The 26,172-nt window shown below is 69.0% G+C and carries 21 protein-coding genes and 1 tRNA gene; 13 read left to right on the top strand and 9 right to left on the bottom strand.

What is annotated here, in order from left to right:
* The first annotated feature begins 283 nt into the window (after positions 1-283).
* From AB0H49_RS12005 to AB0H49_RS11985, 5 genes are all read left to right on the top strand, one after another.
* Positions 284-1,438, top strand: a complete 1,155-nt coding sequence (locus AB0H49_RS12005) for a TauD/TfdA family dioxygenase (protein WP_357250328.1) — start codon at positions 284-286, stop codon at positions 1,436-1,438.
* Positions 1,410-2,420, top strand: coding sequence for an ornithine cyclodeaminase family protein (locus AB0H49_RS12000; protein WP_357250326.1), 1,011 nt, complete (start codon positions 1,410-1,412; stop codon positions 2,418-2,420). The genes AB0H49_RS12005 and AB0H49_RS12000 overlap by 29 nt, the downstream gene beginning before the upstream one ends.
* A complete protein-coding gene (locus AB0H49_RS11995) occupies positions 2,411-4,684 on the top strand; it encodes a Y4yA family PLP-dependent enzyme (RefSeq protein ID WP_357250323.1) in 2,274 nt (757 codons plus the stop codon). Before AB0H49_RS12000 ends, AB0H49_RS11995 begins: the two co-directional genes overlap by 10 nt.
* Positions 4,685-4,787: 103 nt before the next feature.
* Positions 4,788-5,819: a cysteine synthase family protein gene (locus tag AB0H49_RS11990; protein ID WP_357250320.1), complete on the top strand. Its 1,032-nt coding sequence runs from the start codon at positions 4,788-4,790 to the stop codon at positions 5,817-5,819.
* On the top strand, positions 5,816-7,219 hold the full coding sequence (locus AB0H49_RS11985; RefSeq protein WP_357250317.1) for an MATE family efflux transporter: 1,404 nt from the start codon (positions 5,816-5,818) through the stop codon (positions 7,217-7,219). Before AB0H49_RS11990 ends, AB0H49_RS11985 begins: the two co-directional genes overlap by 4 nt.
* 19 nt (positions 7,220-7,238) lie before the next feature.
* Here the strand turns inward: AB0H49_RS11985 and AB0H49_RS11980 are convergent, their stop codons facing one another.
* The 3 genes from AB0H49_RS11980 to AB0H49_RS11970 all read right to left on the bottom strand — a co-directional run bounded on the left by AB0H49_RS11980 (position 7,239) and on the right by AB0H49_RS11970 (position 9,041).
* Positions 7,239-7,814: a TerD family protein gene (locus AB0H49_RS11980; protein ID WP_355002017.1), complete on the bottom strand. Its 576-nt coding sequence runs from the start codon at positions 7,812-7,814 to the stop codon at positions 7,239-7,241.
* 49 nt (positions 7,815-7,863) lie between these two features.
* Positions 7,864-8,346 carry a pyridoxamine 5'-phosphate oxidase family protein gene (locus AB0H49_RS11975; RefSeq protein ID WP_357250964.1) on the bottom strand — a complete coding sequence of 161 codons (483 nt, stop codon included), beginning with the start codon at positions 8,344-8,346 and terminating at the stop codon, positions 7,864-7,866.
* 239 nt (positions 8,347-8,585) lie between these two features.
* Positions 8,586-9,041, bottom strand: coding sequence for a flavodoxin domain-containing protein (locus AB0H49_RS11970; RefSeq protein WP_357250313.1), 456 nt, complete (start codon positions 9,039-9,041; stop codon positions 8,586-8,588).
* A 509-nt stretch (positions 9,042-9,550) separates the two neighbouring features.
* Between AB0H49_RS11970 and AB0H49_RS11965 the strand changes: the two genes are divergently transcribed.
* Positions 9,551-11,032, top strand: a complete 1,482-nt coding sequence (locus AB0H49_RS11965) for a stealth family protein (RefSeq protein ID WP_357250310.1) — start codon at positions 9,551-9,553, stop codon at positions 11,030-11,032.
* Here the strand turns inward: AB0H49_RS11965 and AB0H49_RS11960 are convergent.
* Entirely contained in the window at positions 10,980-11,933 is a 954-nt protein-coding gene (locus AB0H49_RS11960; protein ID WP_355002021.1) for a phosphodiesterase, read from the bottom strand. The genes AB0H49_RS11965 and AB0H49_RS11960 overlap by 53 nt on opposite strands.
* 203 nt (positions 11,934-12,136) lie before the next feature.
* On the opposite strand from AB0H49_RS11960, the gene AB0H49_RS11955 reads away from it, so the two are divergent.
* A complete protein-coding gene (locus AB0H49_RS11955; protein WP_357250308.1) occupies positions 12,137-12,748 on the top strand; it encodes a DUF4232 domain-containing protein in 612 nt (203 codons plus the stop codon).
* 313 nt (positions 12,749-13,061) lie between these two features.
* On the opposite strand, the gene AB0H49_RS11950 is transcribed toward AB0H49_RS11955, so the two are convergent.
* From AB0H49_RS11950 to AB0H49_RS11930, 5 genes are all read right to left on the bottom strand, one after another.
* Positions 13,062-14,153 (bottom strand): glycerol dehydrogenase, encoded by a 1,092-nt coding sequence (locus tag AB0H49_RS11950; protein ID WP_357250306.1) that lies wholly within the window; start codon positions 14,151-14,153, stop codon positions 13,062-13,064.
* Between the two features lie 197 nt (positions 14,154-14,350).
* A complete protein-coding gene (locus AB0H49_RS11945; RefSeq protein WP_357250961.1) occupies positions 14,351-14,983 on the bottom strand; it encodes a MazG family protein in 633 nt (210 codons plus the stop codon).
* Positions 14,984-15,252: 269 nt separating this feature from the next.
* Positions 15,253-18,921, bottom strand: a complete 3,669-nt coding sequence (gene mfd / locus AB0H49_RS11940) for a transcription-repair coupling factor (RefSeq protein WP_357250303.1) — start codon at positions 18,919-18,921, stop codon at positions 15,253-15,255.
* A gap of 446 nt (positions 18,922-19,367) precedes the next feature.
* Complete coding sequence (locus AB0H49_RS11935; protein WP_355002025.1) at positions 19,368-20,015, bottom strand: TetR/AcrR family transcriptional regulator; 648 nt, start codon at positions 20,013-20,015, stop codon at positions 19,368-19,370.
* A gap of 181 nt (positions 20,016-20,196) precedes the next feature.
* The gene (locus AB0H49_RS11930) at positions 20,197-20,811 is read right to left on the bottom strand and encodes a TetR/AcrR family transcriptional regulator (protein WP_355002026.1); all 615 of its coding nucleotides are present in this window, start codon (positions 20,809-20,811) and stop codon (positions 20,197-20,199) included.
* Between the two features lie 355 nt (positions 20,812-21,166).
* Between AB0H49_RS11930 and AB0H49_RS11925 the strand changes: the two genes are divergently transcribed.
* The 6 genes from AB0H49_RS11925 to AB0H49_RS11900 all read left to right on the top strand — a co-directional run bounded on the left by AB0H49_RS11925 (position 21,167) and on the right by AB0H49_RS11900 (position 26,165).
* Positions 21,167-21,237: transfer RNA gene (locus tag AB0H49_RS11925), tRNA-Gln, on the top strand.
* Between the two features lie 88 nt (positions 21,238-21,325).
* Positions 21,326-22,816: a bifunctional UDP-N-acetylglucosamine diphosphorylase/glucosamine-1-phosphate N-acetyltransferase GlmU gene (gene glmU, locus AB0H49_RS11920; RefSeq protein WP_357250299.1), complete on the top strand. Its 1,491-nt coding sequence runs from the start codon at positions 21,326-21,328 to the stop codon at positions 22,814-22,816.
* The gene (locus AB0H49_RS11915) at positions 22,813-23,793 is read left to right on the top strand and encodes a ribose-phosphate diphosphokinase (protein WP_067784493.1); all 981 of its coding nucleotides are present in this window, start codon (positions 22,813-22,815) and stop codon (positions 23,791-23,793) included. Before glmU ends, AB0H49_RS11915 begins: the two co-directional genes overlap by 4 nt.
* 275 nt (positions 23,794-24,068) lie before the next feature.
* Complete coding sequence (locus AB0H49_RS11910) at positions 24,069-24,839, top strand: hypothetical protein (RefSeq protein WP_357250296.1); 771 nt, start codon at positions 24,069-24,071, stop codon at positions 24,837-24,839.
* A gap of 78 nt (positions 24,840-24,917) precedes the next feature.
* A complete protein-coding gene (locus tag AB0H49_RS11905) occupies positions 24,918-25,184 on the top strand; it encodes a hypothetical protein (RefSeq protein WP_357250293.1) in 267 nt (88 codons plus the stop codon).
* 57 nt (positions 25,185-25,241) lie between these two features.
* Positions 25,242-26,165, top strand: a complete 924-nt coding sequence (locus tag AB0H49_RS11900; RefSeq protein WP_357250290.1) for a hypothetical protein — start codon at positions 25,242-25,244, stop codon at positions 26,163-26,165.
* Positions 26,166-26,172 lie beyond the last annotated feature (7 nt).

Here is a 26,172-nt window from a genome sequence, read left to right as displayed (position 1 = left end):
CTGCGGGTCCGAGACCCGACACTACAAGGCTAGGACAGGCTAGCCTAAATACGCTGCCTACCAGTGCGTATCCGCCGATCAGCGCATGGACGCGAGCGCTGGGCGGCAGTTGCCGACGAATGTCCGGCGCACGCCCCGAGCCAGACCTAGGCTTTTCGATACGTTTTCGCTATTTTCCCGACTCGCTTAGGTTAGCCTTGCTTAAGCGCGCGAGAAGCGCTAGCTTCGCAGATCGAATCGTCCCCACCCGCTTTTCGACCCGATGCGAAGAAGGGAATCCCCGGTGAAAAGCGTTCTCTCCGAACGTAAGACGCTTCACCCGCAGGACATCGAACGACGCGAGCTGCCCCCGGACGCCGGGCGTGCGGTGCGTGAGCTCGCGCGTGAGATTTGTAGCACAATTCACCGCCGTCCCGGCGGCGCGGCCACGATGACGCGGACGTTGGTCGATCCGGCGCTCATCGCGCTGGTCGAAGCGGGCGCGCACGAACTGCCCGACTCGGTCCGGCTCGCCATGCGCCCGCCAGCGGGCCGCGCGGGCGCGACCATCGTGCGCGGGCTGCCGTTGACCGACGACGAGTTCGGTCCGACGCCGCCGAGCTGGCGCGAAGCCGCCCGGTGGAGCGGCGATCCGCAGCGCGGCAACTCCTTTCAGCTCGACATCGCCATGCTGCTGCTCGCGCGCTGCGCGGGGGAACCGTTCGGCTGGTCCGGGCAACAAGACGGACGCTTGGTCAACAACATCGTGCCCACGCCGGGCCACGAAGACGAGCAGTCCGGCGCGAGCAGCAAGACGCTGCTCAGCCCGCACACCGAAGACGCCTTCCACCCCGACCGCGCGAACCTGCTTGTGCTCGCCTGCCTACGCAATCCGGACATGGTGGGCACCACGGTGTCCTCGGTGCGGCAGGTCGAACTGACCGAGGACGAGTACCGGCTGCTCGGCACCCCGACACTGCCGATCCTGCCCGACGTCTCCTACGGCAGCGGCCACGAACGGTTCACTCCGCCGCCTATCCCCACGGTATGGTCCGAGTCCGAAACCGGTTCGGGAACAACGGATCCGACTCTGCGCTACGACCCGGCCTACACCCCGCTCGACGACGCGGACCCCGATTTTCGCGCAGCCTACGCCCGGCTCACCGCGGAACTCGAACGGGTGTGCCACACCGCCGCCCTGGCGCCCGGCGAATTGTTGCTGGTGGACAATGACGTAGCCGTGCACGGTCGGGTACCGTTCACCGCGCGTTACGACGGCACCGACCGCTGGCTCAAGCGGGTCAACATCCGCCTGCCCGAACGTCGGCGCCGAGCCGCCGAGGCCCATGAGAATGGTTACGGGCAACGAACAGTCGCCCCGTTCCGAATGGGAACTGGCCGAGCGGATGCAGAGCGGGACACAACACCAGATGATCGAGGAACCGTTGAACACTCGTGATCGGAGCACGCCGCTGCGCGTGCTGAGCCGTAGCGACCTCGCCGACGTCCCCATCACGCCGGGCGACGTGGTGCGTGCGGTCGAAGACGCGTATCTGGCTTTCGCGGCAGGAGATTCGGACAATCCGCGCAAATTGAGCGTCGCCAATCCGGACGGCTGGTCGGTGGCCTACGCCATGCTCGGCCGCGACGGCAGGCGGCGCGTGGTCGCCATGAAGACCTCGTACAAGTTCGATCCGGGCCACGACCGCAGCACCAAGCGGTACTACACGACCATCACGCTCTACGACGACAGCACCGGCGCGCCCATCGCCATGATGGATTGCGCGCGGGTCGGCGCGCTGCGCACACCGGCCGTCTCCGCGCTGCTGGTGCGCGAGACCATGCGCCGCGGTGCGGAGAGCGTGCTGCTGATCGGCACCGGAACCCAGGGCCGTAACGCGCTGCCGCATCTGCTCGCCGCGAATCCGCAGCTGCGCAAGCTGATGGTGTACGGAACGCACTCGGACGGTCTCGCCGCGGTGCATCAGCAGCTCGCCGAGCACAATCCGCAGGCGCTGCTGGAAACCGTCGCCGATCCGCGCGCCGCCGCGGCCCACGCCGACGTGGTGCTGGCGACCGCGGGCCCCGGCACCGAAGTGGCCTTGGAGGCCGAGGATCTCGCGCCCGGCTCGACCGCCGTGCTGGTCGGTTACGGCCTCGCGCCGTCGGCGCTGGTCGAGGCGGACCGGGTGGTGGCGACGAGCGCCGAACAGATGCAGCTCACCGGCACCGACATGGTCGGCCCGGACGGCACGCTGCGCGCGGTCGACGCCGAACTGCCGCAGATCCTCAATCGCAGGGCCGTGGCGCGGCGCTCGGACGAGGAGAAGATCTTCGTCTACAACAGCGGCCTCGTCCTCACCGACGTCGCCGTCGCGCACGCGCTCGCCGAACGCGCCATCGCCGAAGGCCGCGGCACGGAGGTGCCCCTGTGGGATTAGAGGCCGCCGTCGAGCCGGAGGTCGTCGACCCGGACGCCATGGTGCTGTTCGACATCGCCGCGCCCCGCAAGGCGAGAGGCGGTGCCCGCGGGAGCCGAACCCGCGAACATGCCACGCCCCGCCCGGCCGACGCCCTCGCGGACACCGTGGCGCCAACCGACTTCGGCACGCCGCCGATCCTGTCCGACCCGCAGACGTCCGACCAGATCACGCCGCCCGAGACCGGCACGGCCCTTCGCCGCAACGGCACAACGCCGCCCGACACGGAAACGTCACCGGTCGGCGCCGCCTCCTCGCCGCCCGACGCAGACATGCCGCCACCCGATGCCGAAGCGAGGGCGCTGGAGGCCACCGCGCCGCTTCACGCGGACACGCCGGTCCTCGCGGACGCCGAGACGAGTCCGCTCGACACAGGAGCGCACGGGCTCGGCGATGACGGATCACCATTCGATACCGAGGCAACACAACTCGACGCCGACACATCCGCCCTCGACCACGGCGTAAAGCACCCCGTCGGCACCGATGCGCGGACACTGGCCCCTGAAGCGTCGCCCTTCGATACCGAGGCGGCGGCGCCCGAGGCAGACACGTCGCCTCTCGATATTGCAGCGAGGGCGCTGGAGGCCACCACCACATCGCCGCAGGCGGAAACGCCGTCCCCCGCGGACGCCGAGGCGAGTCCGCTCGACGAGGGTGCGTCAGCACTCGGTACCGAAGCGACAGCGCTCGAGGACGGCACGATGTCGCCGCAAGGAGACGTCCCATTCACCGCGGACGCTGAAGCGGAGTCGACCGGCGAAGCGCACACCTCGGACCCCGACGATTTCGACGACTACCCCGAACCAGACTGGGACGACACCGATTCCGACGTCTTCCTCGAGCTGCTCGTCGAGGAGATCGCCGACGAACCGGCCGAGCGCGCACCGGGCATCGTGGCTCCCGCGATGACTGCGCACATCGACGACTGGGAGCGCCGGGTGCTCGCCGACCCGCACCTGCTCGCCGATATCGCGTTCGCGGTCGGCGGACCGTTCCATCTGATGTATCCCGCGCGGGTGGCGGAGAACATCCGCGGCTTCCGCGACGCGTTCGCGCGGGCGGGCGTCGACGGGCTCGTCTACTACGGCAAGAAGGCGAACAAGGCAGCGTGCGTGGCGCGGGCCTGCGCGGAGAACGGCGCGGGCGTCGACGTGTCCAGCGTCGGCGAGCTGACGGCGGCGCTCGCGGCGGGCGTGCGCGGTGGCGAACTGATGGTCACCGGCCCGGCGAAGTCCGACGACCTGCTGTGGCTCGCCGTGCGCCACGGTGCGCTGATCGCGGTGGACAGCCTCGGCGAGCTCGACCGCCTCGGCGCGATCGCCTCCGCCGCGAATCCGGCGAGGGTGCTGCTCCGGGTGCTGCCCGCGGGCTCGGCCAGCCGGTTCGGGATGACCGAGGACGAGCTGGACCGGGCGCAGTCGGTGATCGCAGCGGCCGGACCGCGCGGACTGGAGCCGATTCAGTTGGAAGGTTTCAGCTTTCACCTCTCCGGCTACGACGCGATCGCCCGCGCCGAGCAGGCCGCCGACCTGATCGACCGCTGCGCGGCGGCGCGCGAACTCGGGCATCCGGTCGGCACGATCTCGATCGGCGGCGGATTCGGCGTCGACTACGTGCCGGAGCGCGCGTGGCGCGAGTTCACCGACGGCGTCGACCGGTCGTGGTTCCACGCCGGGAAGTCGTTCGGTTCGTACTACCCATACCACTTCCCCGCGCCGGGGCCCGCCATGCTCTCGGAGATCCTTGCCCACGGTGACCTGGCTCGCCGCCTGCGCGACAAAGATATTCGCCTGGCCGTCGAGCCCGGCCGGGCGCTGCTCGATCGCGCGGGCAGCACCGTCTTCCGTGTGCAGGGCAGCAAGATCCGGCACGCCGACGGGCAGCCGTACCAGCTGCTCACCGTCGACGGCACCAGCCTCAGCCTGTCCGAGCAGTGGTTCGACAGCGAGTACCTGCCCGATCCGGTGCTCTGGCCATCGAGCTCCGGCGAACCGACGCCGACCAGCGTCGGCGCCGCGAGCTGTCTGGAATCCGACATGCTCAGCTGGCGGCGCGTCCCGCTGCCGAGGCGAGCCGAGGAGGGCGATCTGCTCGTCTATCCGAACACCGCCGGCTATCAGATGGATTCGAACGAGTCCGCCTTCCACGAACTGCCGATCCCGCCGAAGGTCGTGCTCTCCGACGGCCGGGAAGATCGGCTGCGCTGGACGCTCGACGCCGGGTAATCAACAACGAGAACGACAACTCACCATCGCACCGCGCTCACCGCAACCTCGCAGCGCGGGCAGGCGATCCCTGAGCCGGGTCGCCCCTGGATAGGAGACTTTCATGCCTGTCGTCACGCGCGTGACGGACCTGATCGGTCGCACACCGCTCTTCGAGCTGGCCACCACCGCGACCGGCACCCGATTGCTGCTCAAACTCGAACAGTTCAATCCGACGGGCGCGGCCAAGATCAGGATGGCGCGCGAGATGGTGCTCGACGCCGAGCGGCGCGGTTTGCTGCCGAGTGGCGGGCATATCATCGAATCCACGTCCGGTAACACCGGGCTCGGCTTGGCGGTGGTTGCTGCCGAACGCGGGTACCGCTTCACCGCCGTGGTCGACCACCACGCATGTAAGGACAAGCTGCGCGCGATGCGAGCGATGGGTGCGGAGTTGGTGTACGTCGCCGACGAGGGCGACGACAACCTGGCCACTTCGGCGCGGGAGGACCTCGCCGAGGCGATGGCCGCCGCGCAGGACGACGCCTACTTCACCGAACAGCACAACAACGACGCCAACGCGGTCGGCTACTACGCCGTCGCCGAGGAGTTGCTCGAGGACGTGGAGCGGGTCGACATCCTGCTCTCGGCGGTCGGCACCGGCGGTTCGCTGTTCGGCACCGCGACCCGGCTGCGCCAGCTGGGCTGTCCGCCGCACGTGATCGGGGTGGAACCGGTGGGTTCCATCGCCTTCGGCGGGCCTGGCGGACCGTATTGGCAATCCGGCACGGGCACGCCGCCCGGCGCCACCATCGGCACCGCGGTCGACTACTCGCTGCTCGACGAAGGCGTGAAGGTGTCCGATGTGGCGGCCTTCGCCACCGCCCGCGCCGTCGCCAAGAAGCTGGGCCTGATGCTGGGCGGTTCGGCGGGCGGCTCGGTGTACGCGGGGCTGACCAGGCTCGAGCAGTTCCCGGCGGGCTCGACGGTGGTCACCATCGTCTGCGACGGCGGCGAGAAGTACCTGGACACCGTCTTCGACGACGACTGGATGAACGACCGCGATCTGCTCGACGCCGACTCCGAGCGCGAGGTGCTCGGTCTGCTCGATCGCTACTCCCCCGCCCGCCGAAAGCAGTTGGTGGAGGCGCGGTGAACCTGGGTGAGTTCCGCGCAGACGGTCGTCGGCTCGCCGCCCTCGCGACGCCGATCGCACTGACCCAGCTGGCCCAGATCGCGGTCTCCACGACCAACATCGCGCTGATGGGCACCCTCGGGGTACGCCAGGTGGCGGCGGGCGGCCTGGCGATCGTGCTGTTCAACCAGATCCGGACGATGTGCGTCGGATTGATCACCGGCACCGGCAACCAGATCGCGTCGGCGGTGAGCGCGGCGGACAAGCGCGGCGATTCCGCCGACCGCGAGGTGCGCGAGGTGGTCCGGTCGAGTTTCCTCATCGCGACGGTGGCCGGTCTGCTCGGCGGCGCGGTGCTCATCGGGCTCGGCTGGTCGTTGCAGTGGCTCGGCCAGGACGCCGGGGTGCTCGCCGACGCGCGGCCGCTCATGGTCGCGCTGGCTCCCGGGCTGCTGCCCTGCCTCTGGTTCCAGGTGCTTCGCCAGTACACGGTGGGCATGCAGCGTCCGCAGGCTCTGCTGCTGGTGACGCTGGGTTCGGTCGCGCTGAATCTGGGGCTGGCCCTCGCCTTCATCCACGGCTGGGCCGGGCTGCCCGCGCTCGGCCTGACCGGCATCGGCGTGGCGACCTCGCTGGTCTTCCTGATCACCTTCGGCGTGTTCTGGGCGATGGTGCGCCACGATTCGCGACTCGGTCCCACCCTGTCGATCCGGCCGTGGCCGGTGCACCGTGCGACGGTCGTCTCGGAGCTGAAGCTCGGCACCCCGATCGCGCTCACCTACGGGTCCGAGGCGGGCATGTTCTCGGTGCTCGCGCTCGTGATGGGCAGCATCGGACCGGCCGCGCTGGCCGCGCACAACGTCGTCTACCAGATCATCTACATCGTGTTCCAGGTGGCGATCGGGCTCTCGCACGGCGCGTCCATCCTGGTCAGTCACGCGGAGGCGCGCGACGAATACCAGCACGCCAAGGCGCTGGCCTGGCTGGCGCTGCGCTACGCGGGCATCGTCGCCGCGATCACCGGCGCGGTGTACGTGCTCGCGCCGGGCGCGGTGCTGCGCCCGTTCCTGGAGCCAGGCGACACGGCGACGATCGAGATCGCTCGAACTCTACTGCTGATCGGCATCGTGTTGCAGTTCTTCGACGCCGCGCAGAACATCGGCACCGGCTTGCTGCGCGGGCTGAAGGACACCCAAGCGGGTTTCCGACTATCGCTGATCGGCTACTGGATGGTCGGCCTGCCCACCGCCCTGCTGCTGGCTTTCCCGTTGCACCTCGGCGCCGTGGGCGTCTGGTGGGGGCTCACCGCGGGGTTGGCTACCACCGCCGTCCTCATGGTGCGGCGCTACTTCGGTCTACTCGACGACATGGCGCACGCGTACCCGCAACGCCTGCCGGAGAAGCTGTCGAGCCCCAGCTGATCTCGCCGGGGCCGACCGCTCAGATGTTGACGCCGTAATCGCGGGCGATGCCCGCGAGACCGGACGCGTAGCCCTGGCCGATGGCGCGGAACTTCCACTCGCCGCTGTGCCGGTACAGCTCGCCGAACACCATGGCGGTCTCGGTGGACGCGTCCTCGGTGAGGTCGTAGCGGGCCAGTTCGGCGCCGGTGGTGGCGTCGACGACGCGGATGAAGGCGTTGCGGATCTGACCGAACGACTGCCCCCGCGCGTCGGCGTCGTGGATGGACACCGGGAAGAAGATGTTGGTGATCGCCGGCGGCGTCGCCGCGAGATCGACGTTGATCACCTCGTCGTCACCCTCGCCCTCACCGGTGAGGTTGTCGCCGGTGTGCTCGATGGTGCCCTCGGGCGAACGCAGGTTGTTGTAGAACACGAAGTGCTGATCGGAGAGCACCTTCAGGTTCGGGCCGGTGGCCAGTGCGCTCGCGTCGAGGTCGTAGTCCGCACCGGTCGTGGTGCGCACGTCCCAGCCGAGTCCCACCGCGACCTTGGTCAGGTTCGGCGCCTGCTTGGACAGCGAAACGTTTCCGCCCTTGGCGAGTGTGACGCTCATGATCCCTTCCCGTACGGCGCGCGGGCGCCGCCTTTCTCGTTGTACCGGTTCAGTTCTGGTCGTCGGACCAGCCGCGCAGCGTGGCGACGCGGCCCTGCAACGCGTGCAATTCGCTCGCGTCGAGCACGGTGCGCTGAATGCTCTTGTCCACCGTGAACGCGGACTGGCGGTGATCGTCGATCACCGCGACATCGATCTGCACCGCGACGTAATCCTCGGCGTCGGGCATCTGTTCGGCGATCACCTTGGCCGTGCCACGCGCGCACAGCGCGACATTGCCGCCGCCGAGGATCAGCAACGCGACCTCGGGCCGTTCCCGCAGCCGGGCCAGCGAACCACGGTCGAACTTCAGGCTGATCAGAATCCGCCGGTCACCGGCGCGCACCGGCCAGGAGACCGGAATCGCATGCGGCGCCGGGTCGGTGGTGACCAACACGGCGATCGTTTCCTGCGGCCATTCCGGCAACACGTCCAGTTCGGGATGATCGGTCGAGTGGTCTTGTCGTTGCGCAGGGCTCGCTCCGGCTGCCATCTTCGTCACCTCATGGATCGTCGCGCGCGACGGGCTGTGTCGCACTGATAGCAGTCTAAGGTGCTGGGACACATGCGCGCTGGCGCTGTGCCGTTTGTCCGGCGGGACCTTAAGTTCTTTCACCGAAGCGGTTGCTGTTCGTCCGCTTGCGTTGTGTCACTTGCACGCTGGGGTAGGCAAACCTAATTCCGGCACACTCCGCGCAACGCCCCGGTGAATCGATGAAGCGGCGAGTTCGTTCAGGCCGAAGCGAATTCGAGAACGGGCAGCGACCGCGCCCACTCACGCGCCATGTCGCGCACGCGCACCTCGGTGGACGCGTCGTGGCGCGCGTGCTCGCCGACCTGGGTCGCGCCGCGAGCGGTCAGCTTCTCGGCCGCGATCTCGCCACCGCGGTTGAAGGTGTCGCCGTAGACGGAATCGCCGAGGCCGAACACCGCGAAGCGCAAACCGGTCAGATCGGGCGTGCGCGCGTCGAGGGCGTCGAAGAACGGCTCCGCGCCGGTCGGCAGATCACCGTCGCCGTAGGTCGAGCAGACGACGACGTGGAAGGCGGCGACGTCCAGATCGTCGACGTCGAAGTCGGTCATGTCGTAGACCGAGACCTCGTGCGCGCCCGCCAGCTCGTCCGCGACGCACCCGGCCGCGGTTTCGGAAGTACCCATCTCCGACCCGAACAGAATGACTACGCGCACCGCGCCCGCTCCTTCCCGGCTCGCGCCGATAGCCGCTTTTGATTTGGCAAGGCTACCCTAATTTCTCGGCGGATGGACATCGTCGCGGCCCGGTCCCGTATCCGTGCCGGTTTTCGATTGACGGACCGCCGCCACGGATGCATCATTCAGTAGCAACCCCCTGTTCAGCGGGGGTTCTCCGATCAGCCGGCCGATGACTGTCCGGCCTTGCGTGTTGCTCCCGGCCGCGCTAGGTCCCATCGCCCCGCGAGCCCGGTCAACACTCCCCATCCATACGAACGCTTCCCGCGTCCGGCCGTGAGTGAGGTGAGAACGATGGTGTACCGATCGTCAGGACTTCCGCGAATCACCGCGTTCCTGCACTACGGCAGGGCTCCGCATTTCTGACTCCGCACCGCATCGGGCACGTCCTGCGACGCGTCGGCGTCGCCGGGACCTCGCTCGGCTCCCGGTGCGGTGCGGGTGAAAGTACGGGCGCATCGTCGGAAACGGCCCAAAGGGAGGCGAATATGGACAGGGCAGTGAATCCAGGGGGTTGGGATCCCGGCACGGCTCGGGTGGGATACGACACCGTCGCGATCGCGGCGAGCAATCTGGCGGTCTCGGAGGCCGCGATCGCGGATCTCGGTTACCTGCGCGGCCAGCTCGCCGCGGCGGAGGTGCCGTTTCTGCTGATCAAGGACAGCGGGCACCGGCTGATCCTGGCCGCCGACGCCGCGCACCGCGGCATGGTGCACCGCGTGACGGACGCCGCGCGCGCCGCGGGCTTCGCGGTCGCGGAGGTCGGTCACCAGGTTTTCCGGCTCGGCCGCGACGCCGATCCGGCGCATCACGTCGAGCTGGAGCTGTGGGAGTACCACGGCGACACCGTCGAATGCCCGCGGCCCAACGCGTTGACCCGCAGCGTCTTCGACCTCGCCGACGTGGAGTTCACCCAGATCCGGCTGTTCGACCGGACGTGGCCGACCCTGGCCGACATGTTCGCGCCGCAGGCCACCGATGTCGCCTTCGACATCGACATCGTCTTCTCCTGGGTGGACGGCTCGGACCCGGAATTCCGCGCCCGGCGCGCGGGCCTGATGACACAGGTCGTCGTCGGTGAGGGCGACGACGCGGACGCCAGGATCCGCCAGATCGATGAACTGAAGTACGCCATGCGTTCGGTGCGCAAGAACGCGCCGTGGATCCGCCGCATCTTCGTCGCCACCGATTCGGCGGTCCCCGACTGGCTGAGCGAGCACCCGAAGGTCACTATCGTGCCCGCGATCGAGCACTTCAGCGAGCCCGCGGCGCTGCCGACCTTCAACTCGCACGCGGTGGAATGCCAGTTGCAGCACATCGAGGGGCTCAGCGAGCACTTCCTGTACTCCAACGACGACATGTTCTTCGCCAGGCCGGTGCGGCCCGAGATGTTCTTCACGCCGGGCGGCATCAGCCGGTTCATCGAGGCGGACACCCGCATCGGGCCGGGCCGGAACAACGAGCGCCGCAGCGGATTCGAGAACGCGGCGCGGGTGAACCGCGCGTTGCTCGCCGATCGCTTGGGGCACGTCATCACCCGGCACCTCGAGCACACCCCCGCGCCGTTGCGGCGCAGCGTGCTGCTGGAGATGGAGGCGGAGTTCGGCGCCGACTTCGCGCGCACCATGGCGAGCCGATTCCGTTCGGCCACCGACATTTCCGTCACCAACTCGCTGTACCACTACTACGCGCTGCTGACCGGTCGCGCGGTACCGCAGGAGGCGGCGCGCATGCGCTACGTCGACACCACGAGCCGCGACGGGCTCGCGCTGCTCGACCACTTGGCCGCCGTGCGGGACGTCGACTTCTTCTGCCTCAACGACGGCAGCTTCCCCGAGGTGCCGGAATCCGAACGAGTCCAACGAGTTTCGGAATTCCTCGCGGACTGGTTCCCGGATCCGGCGCCATGGGAACGGCTCAGTGCACCGCCTCGTCGTCCGCTTCCGGAGTCGGCTCCCGGCGCCGCATGACGTGCGGGATGCGGCCCGCGGGTGGAATCGCGATGCCCGCCTCGGCGAGTTTCGCCGCCGCCTCCTCGGGGGTGGCGGGCTCGCCGACGGTCGCGCCCACGTCGATCGGGACCACCGAATGCACGACCGTGTCCGGATAGACGTGCACGAAGTTGAAGGCCTGGGCGCCGTCGCGGCCGCGCAGTCCGCCCGTCGCGGCGGCCAGATCCTGCGTGTAGCAGGTGGACGAGGCGACCGAGACCGGGATGCCCGCGAACGTCGCGTAGGTGGAGAAGTGCACGTGACCGGCGAGGATCGCGCGCACGTCGGTGCCGTCCAGCACGTCGGCGAGCCTGCGCTGGTCGCGCAGCTCCACCGTGACGGCCAGGTCGACCACGCACGGCACCGGCGGGTGGTGCATGGCCAGGATGGTGCCGAACGGCGCGGGCTCGGCGAGCACGTCGCTCAGCCAGGCCAGCTGCTCGTCGGAGATCTCGCCGTGGTGGTGTCCCGGCACCGAGGTGTCCAGCGCGATGATGCGCAATCCGTCGATCATGTGCACGCGATCGAACGGCTTCGTCGATGGCGCCTCGTCGAGCAACGTGTGCCGCAGCACCCCGCGATCGTCGTGGTTTCCCATCACCCAGACCACCGGCGCGCCGACGTGCCGCGCGAACGGCTCGACCAGCGCGCGTAGCTTCTCGTACGCGCCAGGCTCGCCGCGGTCGGCGAGATCGCCGGTGAACACCAGTGCCGTCGGGCGGATGCGGCTGGCCGCTGCCTGACCGAGCAGCCTGCGTAAACGCTGCTCGGCATCCACATCCCCGTACAGCTCGCCGTCACCGGCGATGAGGTGGGTGTCACTGAAATGGAACAACACGTGATCCGGTCGCGGATGCTCCGCGACTCTGCTGATGCGCACCGGACCGAACGTCCCTCCCGGCGGATGGCCCGCCATCGGCTTCGGGTTCCAGCCAGGATAGCGAACCCCTACCAACGGCTTTCCCGCCAAGTTGTGACGACAAGCTTGCGGGAAGGTGAGGTTTCGGTGTACAGGCCGCGCGTCGGATACGCTGCGGGCGACTCGAGACGGCCGGTGCGCGCCGGTGTTCGGAGGGGGTTCTGATGGGCATGCGGACGGTCGCGATCGGCGTTGCCTGCGTGGGGGTGCTGGTCGGTTGCGCGGCGTGCGCGAGTCCGCGCGAATACGGCGCCGACGACGCGATCTGGGCGTCGACCACGACCGCGAAGGCGGCGGGTGCGCAGTCCACGACGGGGGTGCCGGACGACCCGCTGCGGTGCCGAAGCGCCGAGCTCTCGCTGCGCTCGGTGGCGGGGCCGCAGGGCGGCGGCGGGACCGTCCGCGCCTACCTGGTGCTGACCAACGCGTCGGGACGCACCTGCACGGTGTTCGGCCATCCGGGCGTGGATTTTGTGAACAATGACACACTCTTCGGTGCGCGAACCGAGCCGGTGCCGCCGACCGCGGCGGCGCCCCGCGCGGTGCAGACGCTCGACCCCGGCGAATCGACCGCGGCGGAGTTCGTTTTCCGCGGCGAACCGGGTGGGACCTGCGCCGATATGCGTGCCATCCGAGTCGTCCCGCCGGACCAGACCGTGGCGTTGACCACTCCGCTCGTCGATCTGCACACCGGGCCCGTGGAGAGGTTTCGCGTCTGCGACAAGGTGATCACGGTGGGGGCGTTCACCACGGCGCGGGGGTTGCCGCGCAAGTAGGGCTTCGTCCGCCCGGATGTGCCCGGGGCGAAGGAGCATCGCGGCCGCCGAGCCCGTTCGGACCAGCAGCCGCCGACCTTGTCCAGATCAGCAGCGCTGAGCCCCATTCGGACCAGCGGCCGCCAACCCCCTCCAGATCAGCAGCGCCGAGCCCCATTCGGACCAGCGGCCGCCAACCACGTCCAGATCAGCAGCCGCCGACCTTGTCCAGATCAGCAGCCGCCGAGGCCATTCGGACCAGCAGACCATCGAGCCCGTTCGGACCAGCGGCCGCCGAGCGCTTTCGAATCGTCAGCCGCCGAGTGTCGCCGAATCAGCGACCGCCGAGGGCGTCCGCAGCGAGTAGAGCGTCGAACACCATTGTCGCGTCCACCGTGAACGGCTCGTTGTGGATCGTCTCGCCCGGTGCGGTGGCGCGAGTCGCTATGGCGGACAGGGTTTCCCGGTCGGCGTCGGCGAGGCCGAGGTCGGCGAGGGAGGTCGGCAAGCCGACGTGGTCGCAGAAGTCCAGGACGGTGTCGATCTCGTTGGCGGGCGCGCCTTCCAGCACCAGCTGGGTGAGTACGCCGAAGGCGACCTTTTCGCCGTGCAGGTACGGGTGGGTCTGCGGTGCGGCGGTGAGTCCGTTGTGCACCGCGTGCGCGGCCGCGAGGCCGGAGGATTCGAAGCCGAGGCCGGAGAGCAAGGTGTTGGCCTCGACGATGCGTTCCAGCGCCGGGGTGACGGTCTTTGTGTGCACCGCGGCCAACGCCTGCGGTCCGTCGGAGAGCAAAGTGCGGTAACACAATTCGGCGAGCGAACCGGCACTGCGGGTGGACGCGCCGCCGCGCATGTTGCGCACGTGTCCGGCGAGGCAGGTGCGCGCCTCGAACCAGGTGGCGAGCGCGTCGCCCATACCAGCGACGAGCAGCCGCGCGGGAGCCTGCGCGATGGCGGAGGTATCCACCAGCACCAGCGCGGGATTGCGGCGCACCAGCTGATACGCCTCGAATTCCCCTGCGTCCGTGTAGATCACCGACAGCGCGCTGCACGGCGCGTCACTCGACGCGGTGGTCGGACAGCTGATCATCGGCAGCCCCAGATCGTCGGCCACCGCCCGCGCCGAATCGATCACCTTCCCGCCACCGGCGCCGAGCACCGCCGCACTGCCACCGGCCCGCACGGCGTCGGTGATCCGCGCGATCTCCGCCCTGCTGCACTCCCCGCCGGAGGGATGCACCGAATACTCGATCTTCGCCTCCCCCAACGACCGCTCCCACGTCGCGGACAGCAACCGCCGCGCACTGCTCCCCGCGACGATCAACACCGGCCCCTCGATCCCCAACCGGCGCAATTCCTCCCCCAATGCCGCCGAGGCATCGCGCCCCTGCACATAGTGACCAGGCGACGAGAACACACTCAGCATCCGACACCTCCCGCTCGAGGGGCACCGGCGCACCCCAACCAGCCGCCATCGACCCGCCCAACGCTACGCGCCGAGCCCCCGCCCCACCGCGAATTCAGCCGCGCGCGGCGCTCAGTTCAGCGCCTCAGAACCTGGGTAGGAACGCCACCGCGGGCGCGTCCGGGCGGCGAACCGCCGATTCGGACCGAACCAGTTCCTCAGGGCGGCCAGAAGTGGCGCCAGTCGGCGGGCGTCAGGGCGGTGCGGGTGCCACGGGCGGATTCGGCGGCGTCTTCCGCATTGCGAATGGTGACGGCGAAGGCGAGGGTGGCTTTGCGGAGCCGTTCTTCGGCGCTGTCGGGGCCGCCGAGGTGGACAACGCGCAGGTCGGCGGGGATCAGGTCGTCGGGAAGGCCCGCGCGGGTGCTGCGGGAGACGATCTTCTCGGCGAGGGCGAGGGCGGGCTGGGCCATCGCGATACCGTCGAGGCAGGAGCGGCGCGCCTTCTCGGCGGACTTGCGTTCCTCCCAGGCGCGTTCCTGGGCGGCGATCTTCTCCTCGACGGTGGCGTCGGGCGCGATGCCGGAATCGATCAGGTGCGGGCTGCGGTTGACGAGCTTGGCGACCAAGGCCGCCGCGACATCATCGACGGTGAATTCGCCTGCGGCTTCGGCGATCCGGGAGTGGAAGAGCACCTGGAGCAGCAGGTCGCCGAGTTCTTCCTTGATGGTGTCGGCGTCTTCGTGCTGGATGGCGTCGAGCAGTTCGTAGGTTTCTTCCAGCAGGTAGGGACGCAGCGAGTCGTGGGTCTGGGTCACCTCCCAGCCGCCGAAATGCCATAGCCGGTCCATGACCTCGACGGCCCCGGTCAAACCCGCGGCCACCAGCGCAACGTCGGCCCCTGGCTGCGCACCGCATGTCCCCGATTCGGCGCCGCCCGCCACAGCGGATTCCTCGACTCCGGCCGATGAAACGCCCCGGCTCCCCGAACCAGCGCGGCCCGCCACAGCGGGTTCCTCGGCGCTGGCCGATGACGCGCTCGGGCTTCCCGATGTGCCGTTGCGCGAGGCGGAACCCTCGGATCGCCCTGAACCACCTCCCGCGGCACCGTCCGGAGTACTCATCGAGCCGCCGTCGCCTCGGTGTCCACCGTGAGATCCACTGCCCCCTGGGCCTTTCCGTCCAGCGCGAGCAGCAGATCGGCGACGAACTGCAACAGCCGCACGTCGCGCACCCGCTCCGCTCCGACACTGTCCTCGACCCTGGGCAGCGGCAGCTGCACGACACCGCTCGCCGCCTTGTAGCCCGCGCTCGGATAGAGCCGCTTCAACCGCAACTGCTTGGAGTCGGGCAGGTTCAGCAGCGGCGAGACCTTCAAAGTCGTTCCAGTGACGGCGATCTCGGTAACACCGTATTCCCGCGCGACCAAACGCAGCTTCGCCACCGACACCAGACGCCCCACCTCGACAGGCAGCGGGCCGTAACGGTCGACCAGCTCCTCCACCACCGCGGCGAGAGCCGGATCGTCTTGGGCGGCAGCCAGTTTGCGGTACGCCTCCAAGCGCAGCCGATCGCTGGCGATGTAGTCGGGCGGGATATGCGCGTCGACGGGCAGGTCGATGCGCACTTCCTTGACCTCTTCGGTGGTGATCGGCTTGCCGTCCGCGGCGGCGCGATACGCCTCCACCGCCTCGCCGACCAGGCGCACGTACAAGTCGAAGCCGACGCCCGCGACGTGACCCGACTGTTCGGCGCCGAGCACGTTACCCGCGCCGCGAATCTCCAGGTCCTTCATGGCCACCGCCATGCCCGCGCCGAGATCGGAGTTCTGTGCGATGGTGGCCAGCCGGTCGTAGGCGGTCTCGGTGAGCGGCTTCTCCGGCGGATACAGGAAGTAGGCGTAGCCGCGCTCCCGGCTGCGCCCGACGCGACCGCGCAACTGGTGCAGCTGCGAAAGACCAAGGGCGTCGGCGCGTTCCACGATCAAGGTGTTGGCGTTGGAGATGTCCAGGCCGGTCTCGATGATGGTGGTGCAGACCAGCACGTCGAACTCGCGCTGCCAGAACCCCTGCACGGTCTGCTCGAGCATGTCCTCGTTCATCTGACCGTGCGCGACCACCACCCGCGCCTCGGGAACCAGATCGCGAATCCGCTTGGCCGCCTTGTCGATCGAGGACACTCGGTTGTGCACGTAGAACACCTGGCCGTCGCGCAGCAGCTCGCGCCGGATGGCGGCGGTGACCTGCTTGTCGTTGTAGCCGCCCACGTAGGTGAGCACCGGGTGTCGTTCCTCGGGCGGGGTGAGGATGGTCGACATCTCGCGGATGCCCGCCAGGCTCATCTCCAGGGTGCGCGGGATCGGGGTCGCCGACATGGTCAGCACGTCGACGTGCGTGCGCAGCGCCTTGATGTGCTCCTTGTGCTCGACGCCGAAGCGCTGCTCCTCGTCGACCACCACCAGGCCGAGATCCTTCCACCGCACGCCCGTCTGGAGCAGGCGGTGGGTGCCGACCACGATGTCGACCGCGCCGTCGGCCATGCCCTCGAGCACCGCCCGCGATTCGGCCGGATCGGTGAACCTGGACAGGCCCTTCACGGTGACCGGGAATCCGGCGACGCGCTCGGTGAACGTCTGCAGGTGCTGCTGGGCGAGCAGCGTCGTCGGCACCAGCACGACCACCTGCTTGCCGTCCTGTACCGCCTTGAACGCCGCGCGCACCGCGATCTCGGTCTTGCCGTAGCCGACGTCGCCGCACACCACCCGGTCCATCGGAACCGGCTTCTCCATATCCGACTTGACCTCGGCGATGGCGGTCATCTGGTCGACGGTCTCGGTGAACGCGAACGCGTCCTCCATCTCCTGCTGCCACGGCGTATCCGGCCCGAACGCGTGACCCGGCGCCGCCTGCCGCGCGGCGTAGAGCTGCACCAGCTCGCCCGCGATCTCGCGAACGGCCTTGCGCGCCTTGCGTTTCGTGTTCGCCCAGTCGGAGCCGCCCAACTTGGACAGGCTCGGCATCTCGCCGCCGACGTAGCGGGACAGTTGATCCAGCGACTCCATCGGCACGAACAACCGGTCGCCTGGCTGGCCGCGCTTGCTCGGCGCGTACTCGATGACCAGGTACTCCCGGCGCGCGCCGCCGACGGTGCGCTCGATCATCTCCACGAACCGGCCGATGCCGTGCTGATCGTGCACCACCATGTCGCCCGCGGTGAGGGCCAGCGGGTCCACCTGGTTGCGCCGTTTGGCGGGCAGCCGCTTGCCCTCGGCGGGCGCGGTGACGCGGTTACCGGTCAGATCGGACTCGGCGACCACGACCAGCCCGGCGCCGTCGAACACGAGACCGTCGTGCAGGGAGCCGCACAGCACGCCGACCACGCCCGGGTTGGGTTCGGCGCCCGCGTCCAGCGCCGCAGCGGGCACCTCCGCGTCGGCCAGTCGCTCCAGCACGCGCTGCGCGGTGCCGTGACCGGCCACGACGACAACGGCGCGACCACCGGTGGCCACGTGCGCGCGCAACGAGGCGAAGATCGTCGCGACCAGCTCGTCGGAGCCGCGTGCCGCGGGACCGGCCAGCACCGGAAGCACGACCTCGGCCGGATCGCCCGACTCCAGCGGGCTCAGGCTCCACCACGGCAGCCCGTGCCGATCGGCGCTCTCGTGGATCACCGGCAGCGCGCGATACGAGGAGGCCGCCAGATCGAGGCCGTTCCCGCCGAGCGGCGCGGCGCCGCCGAACGAGGCCGCCGTCCACGACGCCTCCAGGAACTCCTCGCCGGTGCGCACCAGGTCGGCGGCGCGGGTGCGGATCTTCTCCGGATCGCACAGCAGCACGTGCGTGCCCTCGGCGAGCTGCTCGGTCAGCAGCCGCAGCTCACCGGGCTGCAACACCGGAAGCAGCGCCTCCATGCCGTCCACCGGGATGCCCTCGGCCAGCTTCTCCAGCATCTCCACCAGCGCGGCATCGGCGGCGTTCGCCTCGGCGACCTCCGCCGCCCGCGCCCGCACCTCGGGGGTGAGCAGCAGCTCGCGACAGGGCGGCGCGACGACGACGTCCACCTCGAGTTCGCCGATCGACCGCTGATCGGCGACCGCGAACGGCCGCAGCTCGGTCACCTCGTCGCCCCAGAACTCGACGCGCACCGGATGGTCGGCGGTCGGCGGGAACAGATCGAGGATGCCGCCGCGCACCGCGAACTCCCCGCGCTTGCCCACCATGTCCACCCGGGTATAGGCGAATTCCACCAGGCGAACGAGCAATTCGTCGAAATCGAACTCCGCGCCGACCCGCAGCACGATCGGCTCGATGTCGCCGAGACCGGCCGCCATCGGCTGCATCAGCGAACGCACGGTCGTCACCACCACGCGCAGCGGCTCCGGGAACACCGAATCCGCCCGCCCGTCGCCCGACCCCCGCCCCTCATCGAAACGCTTCGCGTTGCCGTAGTCCAGCGCGAGCCTGCGCAGCACCTCCAGCCTGCGCCCGACCGTGTCGGCGCCCGGCGACAGCCGCTCGTGCGGCAGGGTCTCCCAGGAGGGGAACTGCGCGACCGTCTCGCCCAGCATCTCCTGCAACTCGACGGTCAGATCGTCGGCTTCGCGGCCGGTCGCGGTCACCACGACCAGCGGACGCTTGGCCGCCACCGTCGCCGCGACGAACGGCCGCACCGCCGACGGCGCCACCAACTCGACCGACGATTTCCCGATCAGCTCGGTGACCGTGCGCAGCGCGGCATCCGCCCCGGCCGCCGCGACCAGTCCTGCCAGTGGTGGACGGTGGGTGGACATCGACAACTCCTGAGCTCAAGCGGGCGTTTCGAGCGGCGAACCGAGTCTATTGGCGCGCCGACACGCGCAAGTTCGCAGGGGTTCCATTCCGGACGCGGGCCACGTTGACCACCCTCGCGATCACGGGACAGACCACTACCCGCGAGGGATTGTCCCAGGATCGGTGGGCCGGCCCCTGCCGGTCGTCCGACAGCACCTCGCCCAGCCATCACCTCTACGTCGGACGAGGGTCAGGCGGCGTGGCGGATGAAGCCGACCGCCAGTTGCTCGCCTTCGAACGCGAGGTTCAGTTCGGCTTCCAGAGCGATGGACAGGCGGTGCAGCAGGGGCAGTGTAAGGGTCACGTCGCCGCCTTCCATGCGAAGCCAATCACGGTCATACCTTGGCGCAGGCGGTCATTGGCTTTCAGGAGCGCCGAAGATGTTGCGCTACGCCGCTTCCCGCCCCTACGGCACGTAGCGGCGCAACCGTCGCGCGGCGAATTCGCGGAAGTACGAGAGCTTTTCCGTCGGGACGATGGACGGCAGCAGGAAGTACCAGGCACGTTCCATGCGGGTGGCCATCTGGTCGATCGACTCGGTCCCGACCGCGACGATGTGCACGCCCGCGGTGACCTCCTGCAGCAGCAGGCCGACGATCTCGGGATCCAGGTCGGATTCCAGATCGCCTTGGGCGATGGCACGTTCGGCCAGGAGGCGATAGGTATCGCCCCAGGTCTTGGCGATGTTGTCGCCCTGAGCGCCGCGGTAGTCGCCGATCTGGTGGGTGAGCTTGAGCATGGCGCCGACCATCGGGTCGTTCATCGACAGGTCGGCCACCACATAGGTGATGCCGATGCACGCCTCCAGCGCGGGCACTCGCGGATCGAAGAAGCCCTGGCACGAGCTGATCAATCTCTCGTTGCCCTGATCGACGACGGCGCGCGCCAGTTCTTCCTTCGAACCGAAGTGAAAGTACAAGGCGCCCTTGGTCACGTTGGACTGCGCGATGATCTCGCTCAGGCTCGCGTTCGCATATCCCAAGCGCAGAAAGACATCGGCAGCGCCCGCAAGGACGGAATCGCGGGTGATCTCCGCGCGCGCTTGCCTAGCCATCAGATCCGCCTGTCATCCCTAAAACCAGCCATCCTGAAGTAGACCGACATCCCGAAGTAAGACCGACATACCGCCCGAACAGCACCCAGAGGATGGGTGAACCGTACCACCAGGTGGGCGCACGACAGTCAATTCGAGCATTCGGCCGAGCCTCCATCGCAATTCGCTGGTTAACCACCGGTCAATCCGACGTGCCCGCGCGCCATTCCGAAACCAGCCGCGGATCGGCCTCCAAGTGGCTCAGGCCGTTCCAACAGAGATTCACCAGATGCGCTGCCACAACCTCTTTGGGTGGTTCCCGCACGTCCAGCCACCACGTCGCGGCTGTGGAGACCATACCCACCAACCCCTGCGCGTAGAGAGTCGCCAGGCTCGTGTCGAAGTCGCGCCGCTCGAAATCACCGGCGAGGATGTGCGCGACCTGGTTGACCGCCTCGTTGAGCAGGCTGGAGTAGCGACCGTCGTCGGTGGTCGCGACCTGGTCGCGCACCAGGATCCGGAACCCGTCGGTGCGCTCCTCGATATAGGTGAGCAGCGCGAGCGCGACCTGCTCGAGCCGCACCCGCGAACGGTTCTGTGTGAGCGAGGACGTGATCATGTCCAGCAGCATCGACATCTCGCGGTCGACGACCACCGCGTAGAGCCCCTCTTTGCCGCCGAAGTGTTCGTACACCACAGGTTTGGAGACCTGGGCGCGCTGCGCGATCTCCTCGATCGAGGTCGCGTCGTACCCGCGTTCCGCGAACAGCGCCCGGCCGATCTCGATCAACTGCTGGCGCCGTTGGGTTCCCGTCATCCGCGGCCGAGACACGCTGTTCCGCCTCTCCGTGTCATGTCGCCGGTCCTGAGCGCCTCGCCGGTTCCGCACCGAGCCACCGAGCGGGCCGTGCTCGGGTCCGGGCGTTCCGGGCGAGTTGTCCATGTTCTTGCGAAATCAGTCGTTGTGTCGGGGCGTCCGGCAGATACCTCGCCCTCGGGCAGAACCTTACCGTCAAACGGCAACTGTTCCAGACAGCGGAGTCCCCCGGGGCCGGCGAACGTGCTAACGCGCGCGTGGGACGGGATCGGTTCGACGTGAGACGGGTCTTCGTGCGAGGATTCAACCCGTGCCGAGGCACAGCGGCGGTTCCGTTGATCCGCCGGTGTGGCGATCCGCCGTAGTGTAATGGCAGCACCTCTGATTTTGGTTCAGATAGTTCAGGTTCGAGTCCTGGCGGCGGAGCACACCGGCACGGTGACTATCGTTGGCCCCGCACATCGCTGACCAAGCACTCATAGCCAGCACGATGACAGGCAGCCGAGGGAGATCCATGCCACAGCAGACCGCCGTCGTCGTTCTCGCCGCCGGAGCCGGGACGCGAATGCGGTCGAAGACCCCCAAAGTTCTGCATTCGCTGGCCGGCCGAAGCATGCTCGCGCACGCGCTGCATGCGGCGAACGAGATCGACCCCGCGCACCTCATCACGGTGGTGGGCCACGACAGAGAGCAAGTCGGCGCCGCGGTCGCCGAAGTGGCCGCCGAACTCGGCCGCGACATCACCCCGGCTCTGCAGGAGGAGCAGCTCGGCACCGGCCATGCCGTCCAGTGCGCGCTGCGCTCGCTGCCCGAGGACTTCACCGGCGATCTGCTGGTCACCTCCGCCGACGTGCCGCTGCTCGACGGACACACGCTGGCCGCGCTGCTCGACGAGCACCGCAGCTACACCGAGCGCTCCGCGGTCACCGTCCTGACCTTCGTCCCGGACGACCCGAACGGCTACGGCCGGATCATCCGGGACAAGGACGGTCAGGTCGTCGAGATCGTCGAGCACGCCGACGCCACCCCCGAGCAGGCCGCGATCAGCGAGGTCAACTCCGGTGTGTACGCGTTCGACGCCGCCGTGCTGCGCACGATGATCGGCAGGCTGTCCACCGCCAACGCCCAGCACGAGCTGTATCTCACCGACGTGCTGCGCCTGGCCCGCGAGGCCGGGCATCCGGTGCACGGCGCCCGCCTGGTCGACGCGGCCAAGGTCACCGGCGTCAACGATCGGGTGCAGCTCTCGCAAGCCGCCCGAACCCTGAACCGCTACATCCTGGAACGCCACATGCGGGCCGGTGTCACCATCATGGATCCGGCCACCACCTGGGTGGACGCGAGCGTGCGGATCGGCAGGGACGCGGTGCTGCGGCCCGGCGTGCAGTTGCTCGGCGCGACGGTCATCGGCGAGGACGCCGAGATCGGGCCGGACAGCACGCTGACCGACGTGCTGGTCGGCGACGGCGCGAAGGTGGTGCGCACGCACGGCGAGCAGTCCACCGTCGGACCGGGCGCGGCCATCGGACCGTTCAGCTACCTGCGACCGGGCACCGTGGTCGGCGATTCCGGCAAGCTCGGCGCCTTCGTCGAGACCAAGAACGCCACCATCGGCGCGCACTCCAAGGTGCCGCACCTCACCTACGTCGGTGACGCGACGATCGGCGAACACAGCAACATCGGCGCTTCCAGCGTCTTCGTCAACTACGACGGCGTGCGCAAGCATCACACCGTGGTCGGCTCGCATGTCCGCACCGGCAGCGACACCATGTTCGTCGCACCGGTGACCGTGGGTGACGGCGCGTATACGGCGGCGGGTACTGTACTGCGCAGAAACGTTCCACCGGGGGCGCTCGCGGTGTCGGGTGGAGCACAGCGCAATATTGAGAACTGGGTGCAGCGGTACCGGCCGGGGACCGCGGCGGCGATCGCGGCGGCGGCAGCCATCGCGGCCGACGAGATGTCGGGTCAGGCAATCGAGCAAAAGGATGGCAAACAGCAGTGACCGCGTCATGGATCGATAACCAGAAGAACCTGATGCTCTTCGCGGGACGCTCCCATCCTGAGCTGGCCGAGCAGGTCGCCAAGGAACTCGACGTCCATGTCACGCCCCAGATCGCGCGCGACTTCGCCAACGGTGAGACCTTCGTTCGCTTCGAGGAATCCGTCCGCGGTTCGGACGCCTTCGTGCTGCAGAGCTTCCCGGCGCCGGTGAACCAGTGGCTGATGGAACAGCTCATCATGATCGACGCGCTCAAGCGCGGTTCGGCCAAGCGGATCACCGCTGTGCTGCCGTTCTACCCGTACGCGCGGCAGGACAAGAAGCACCGCGGCCGTGAGCCGATCTCGGCCCGCCTGGTCGCCGACATGCTGAAGACCGCGGGCGCCGACCGCATCATCACCGTCGACCTGCACACCGATCAGATCCAGGGCTTCTTCGACGGCCCGGTCGACCACATGCACGCGCTGTTCCAGCTCTCCGAGCACGTGCGCGCCAACTACAGCCTGGAGAACATCACCGTCGTCTCGCCCGACGCGGGCCGCGTGAAGGTCGCCGAGAAGTGGGCCGACGCGCTGGACGGCGCGCCGGTGGCGTTCATCCACAAGACCCGCGATCCGCTGGTCCCGAACCAGGTGAAGTCGCATCGTCCGGTCGGTGACGTCGACGGCCGCACCTGCATCCTGATCGACGACATGATCGACACCGGTGGCACCATCGCCGAGGCCGTGCGCGTGCTGCGCGAGGCGGGCGCGGGCGACGTCGTCATCGCGGCGACGCACGGCGTGCTCTCCAACCCGGCCGCCGAGCGTCTCGCCGCCTGCGGCGCGCGCGAGGTCGTGGTGACCAACACCCTGCCGATCACCGAGGACAAGAAGTTCCCGCAGCTGACGGTGCTGTCCATCGCGCCGCTGCTGGCCCGCACCATCCGCGAGGTCTTCGAGAACGGTTCGGTCACCGGCCTGTTCAACGGCAACGCGTGACGCTTCCCTAGCAACACAGCGGCCCGGGCTTCGCGCCCGGGCCGCTGTCGTTTCGTCGGCCGGGTACGCGTCCTGCGCGTTCGCTCCGGCCTTGCGCGGGCTACTGACGGCCCCCGTCCGGCAGCGTCCTCCGGGTGTACCGCCGCATTCGCTCCGGCCGCGCGCGAGGCCGCCCACGGACTATGTCCGGTAGCGCCTGCAAGCCCGCGCTGGAGTTGGCCGGGCGAACGTGATACCCATGTGGGGCAATCGAACACGTAGAGGGGGGCGCCGCCATGACCACGCCGCAGGAACCGCGACCTGGCATCGACATCGGCAAGTCGGGGGCGCAGGACGACCGCCGGACGGCGGAGACCCAGGTGTACCAGCCGCCGAGCACGGCGCCGGAGACGCAGGTCTACCAGCCCGGGCAGGCGCACGGTTCCGGCACCGCGCCGGAAACGCAGGTGTACCAACCCGGTTCGCCCAGTCTCCCGGAAGCGCCGGTCTATCAGCCGCCGGAGCCGCCCGCGGCTCCGCAGTATCCGGCCGGTGGCGTGTACGGGTATCCGCCGCTCGACGGCGCTCCGGCGGGCACGCCGGCCGGGGGCTACCCGCAGCAGCCGAGCCCGTACGACGCGCCGCCCGCCTACCCGCCCGCGTACCCGGCGGCGCCCGCTCACCCTTCCGCGCCGGGCTATCCGCCCGCATCGGGCTATCCGGCCGCGCCGGGTTACCCTGCCGCACCGGGTTATCCGGCGGCGCCGGGCTACCCTGCCGCGCCCGGCGGCGGCTACTCGCCGTACCCGGCCGGACCCTACCGGCCGACTCAGACGCAGACGCTGTCGATCATCAGCTTCGTCTGCCTCGGCCTCAGCGTGCTGGGTGTCGGTTTCTGCTTCTTCCCCATCCTGCTCACCGGACCCGCGGGCATCATCCTCGGTTTCGTCGGGCACACCAAGAACGAATCGCTCGGCAAATGGGCGGCCATCGCCAACGCCGTGGTGTTGGTGCTGGCGGTCCTGCTGGTCGTCTTCGCCTTCGGAATAGCGAGCTACTCGTATTAGTCACGGACTCGACGGATCCGCGAATTCGCGGCGTCGAGTTACCCCCGTCCCGGCATCGGCGGGACGATACTGGGACCCATGAACCGTGACCCGCTGGACATGGACATGGGAGACGACGAGCAGGAAGACGAGATCCGCGAGTACGAGCGCTACATCGAGAATCCGCCGGAGAACCTCGCCATCCGCGATCGGGAGAGCGAGGACGACGGCAGGCTCGGCATCGGCGAGGACTTGGACGAGCGCTGGACCCGGCGCGGCCAGCGCGCCGAGGACGTGGACGACTCGACCCTGCCCGCCGAAGAGGCGGCGATGGGAATCATCGACGAATCCGACTTGGAACGGTAAAGCTCGAACCACGTGGTACCCGGGGGTTGCTAGGCGCATACGACCAGGAGGCCGCTGATGAGCACACCCAAGAATCCCGACGAGTCGTCCGAGGACAAACCGCTGACCGGCAGCGCACCGCAGTCGGGGCAGGAATCGGGGGCGTCGCTGTCGAAGAAGCCGGAAGAACCCGAGCCGACGGGCACCGAATGGGCGACTCCCGCGTCCGCACAGCCGGTCCCGGGCGAGTCGACGCAGCCGCCGTCGGCCTCCGGTGGGACCGAGGCGGCGAGCGAACCCTCGGCGACCTCGGGCGGTGGGCCGTCCTCGGCGTCCGGTAGCGCGACGGAACCGCCGGTGACCGGCTCGGCGCCGCAGTCGACCGGGCCGGAGGGATGGAATCAGCCGGGGGCGGGTCAGCCCGAGTATCCGTTCGGCGGGCAGCCCGGCTACCCCGGTGCGGGGCCCGCCAGCTATCCCTCGAGCGAGCAGCCCGGCGCACCGGGACAGCCCGGCTATGCGACGGGTGGGCAATACGGCTATCCAGGCGGCGAGAAGCCGGGCGAGCAGTCGTATCCCGGCGGCCAATACCCCGGCGGACAGGGTTATCCGCCCGGAGGCCCGTCCTCGTACTCCACTTCCGATCAGGCCGACTACCCGGCGGCGCAGCCTTATGGACAGCCGCAGCACGGCGGCGCGTATCCGCAAGGCCAAGGCGGCTATCCCTCCTATCCGCAGCAGGGCCAGCCCTTCGGCGCCGAGCAGCCGAGGAAGCCGGGCACCCAGACGATGTCGATCATCGGTTTCGTCTGCGCGGCGCTCGCGCTGTTCCTGTGCCCCATCCTGTTCGGCCCCGCGGGTATCGTGTTCGGCATCCTCGGCCACAACAAGGGCGAGCCGCTCGGCCGGTGGGCCGCCATCGCCGCGGGCGTGGCGCTGATCGTCGGGCTCATCCTGAGTTTCGCGGTACTCAACACCGATTTCGTCCCCGACCAGAATTGAGTCGGTG

Source organism: Nocardia sp. NPDC050713, from assembly GCF_040654315.1.
GTDB lineage: Bacteria > Actinomycetota > Actinomycetes > Mycobacteriales > Mycobacteriaceae > Nocardia.
This window is presented reverse-complemented; position numbering and strand designations above follow the sequence as displayed.

Coding starts and splice junctions, on each gene's coding strand:
- AB0H49_RS11980 (WP_355002017.1), bottom strand. CDS start 7,814: ATGAGCGTCACACTCGCCAAGGGCGGAAACGTTTCGCTGTCCAAGCAG.
- AB0H49_RS11950 (WP_357250306.1), bottom strand. CDS start 14,153: ATGCTGAGTGTGTTCTCGTCGCCTGGTCACTATGTGCAGGGGCGCGAT.
- AB0H49_RS11965 (WP_357250310.1), top strand. CDS start 9,551: ATGGACAGGGCAGTGAATCCAGGGGGTTGGGATCCCGGCACGGCTCGG.
- AB0H49_RS11930 (WP_355002026.1), bottom strand. CDS start 20,811: ATGACGGGAACCCAACGGCGCCAGCAGTTGATCGAGATCGGCCGGGCG.
- AB0H49_RS11975 (WP_357250964.1), bottom strand. CDS start 8,346: ATGGCAGCCGGAGCGAGCCCTGCGCAACGACAAGACCACTCGACCGAT.
- mfd (WP_357250303.1), bottom strand. CDS start 18,921: ATGTCCACCCACCGTCCACCACTGGCAGGACTGGTCGCGGCGGCCGGG.
- AB0H49_RS11955 (WP_357250308.1), top strand. CDS start 12,137: ATGGGCATGCGGACGGTCGCGATCGGCGTTGCCTGCGTGGGGGTGCTG.
- AB0H49_RS12000 (WP_357250326.1), top strand. CDS start 1,410: ATGATCGAGGAACCGTTGAACACTCGTGATCGGAGCACGCCGCTGCGC.
- AB0H49_RS11910 (WP_357250296.1), top strand. CDS start 24,069: ATGACCACGCCGCAGGAACCGCGACCTGGCATCGACATCGGCAAGTCG.
- glmU (WP_357250299.1), top strand. CDS start 21,326: ATGCCACAGCAGACCGCCGTCGTCGTTCTCGCCGCCGGAGCCGGGACG.
- AB0H49_RS11945 (WP_357250961.1), bottom strand. CDS start 14,983: ATGGACCGGCTATGGCATTTCGGCGGCTGGGAGGTGACCCAGACCCAC.
- AB0H49_RS11990 (WP_357250320.1), top strand. CDS start 4,788: ATGCCTGTCGTCACGCGCGTGACGGACCTGATCGGTCGCACACCGCTC.
- AB0H49_RS11935 (WP_355002025.1), bottom strand. CDS start 20,015: ATGGCTAGGCAAGCGCGCGCGGAGATCACCCGCGATTCCGTCCTTGCG.
- AB0H49_RS11905 (WP_357250293.1), top strand. CDS start 24,918: ATGAACCGTGACCCGCTGGACATGGACATGGGAGACGACGAGCAGGAA.
- AB0H49_RS11900 (WP_357250290.1), top strand. CDS start 25,242: ATGAGCACACCCAAGAATCCCGACGAGTCGTCCGAGGACAAACCGCTG.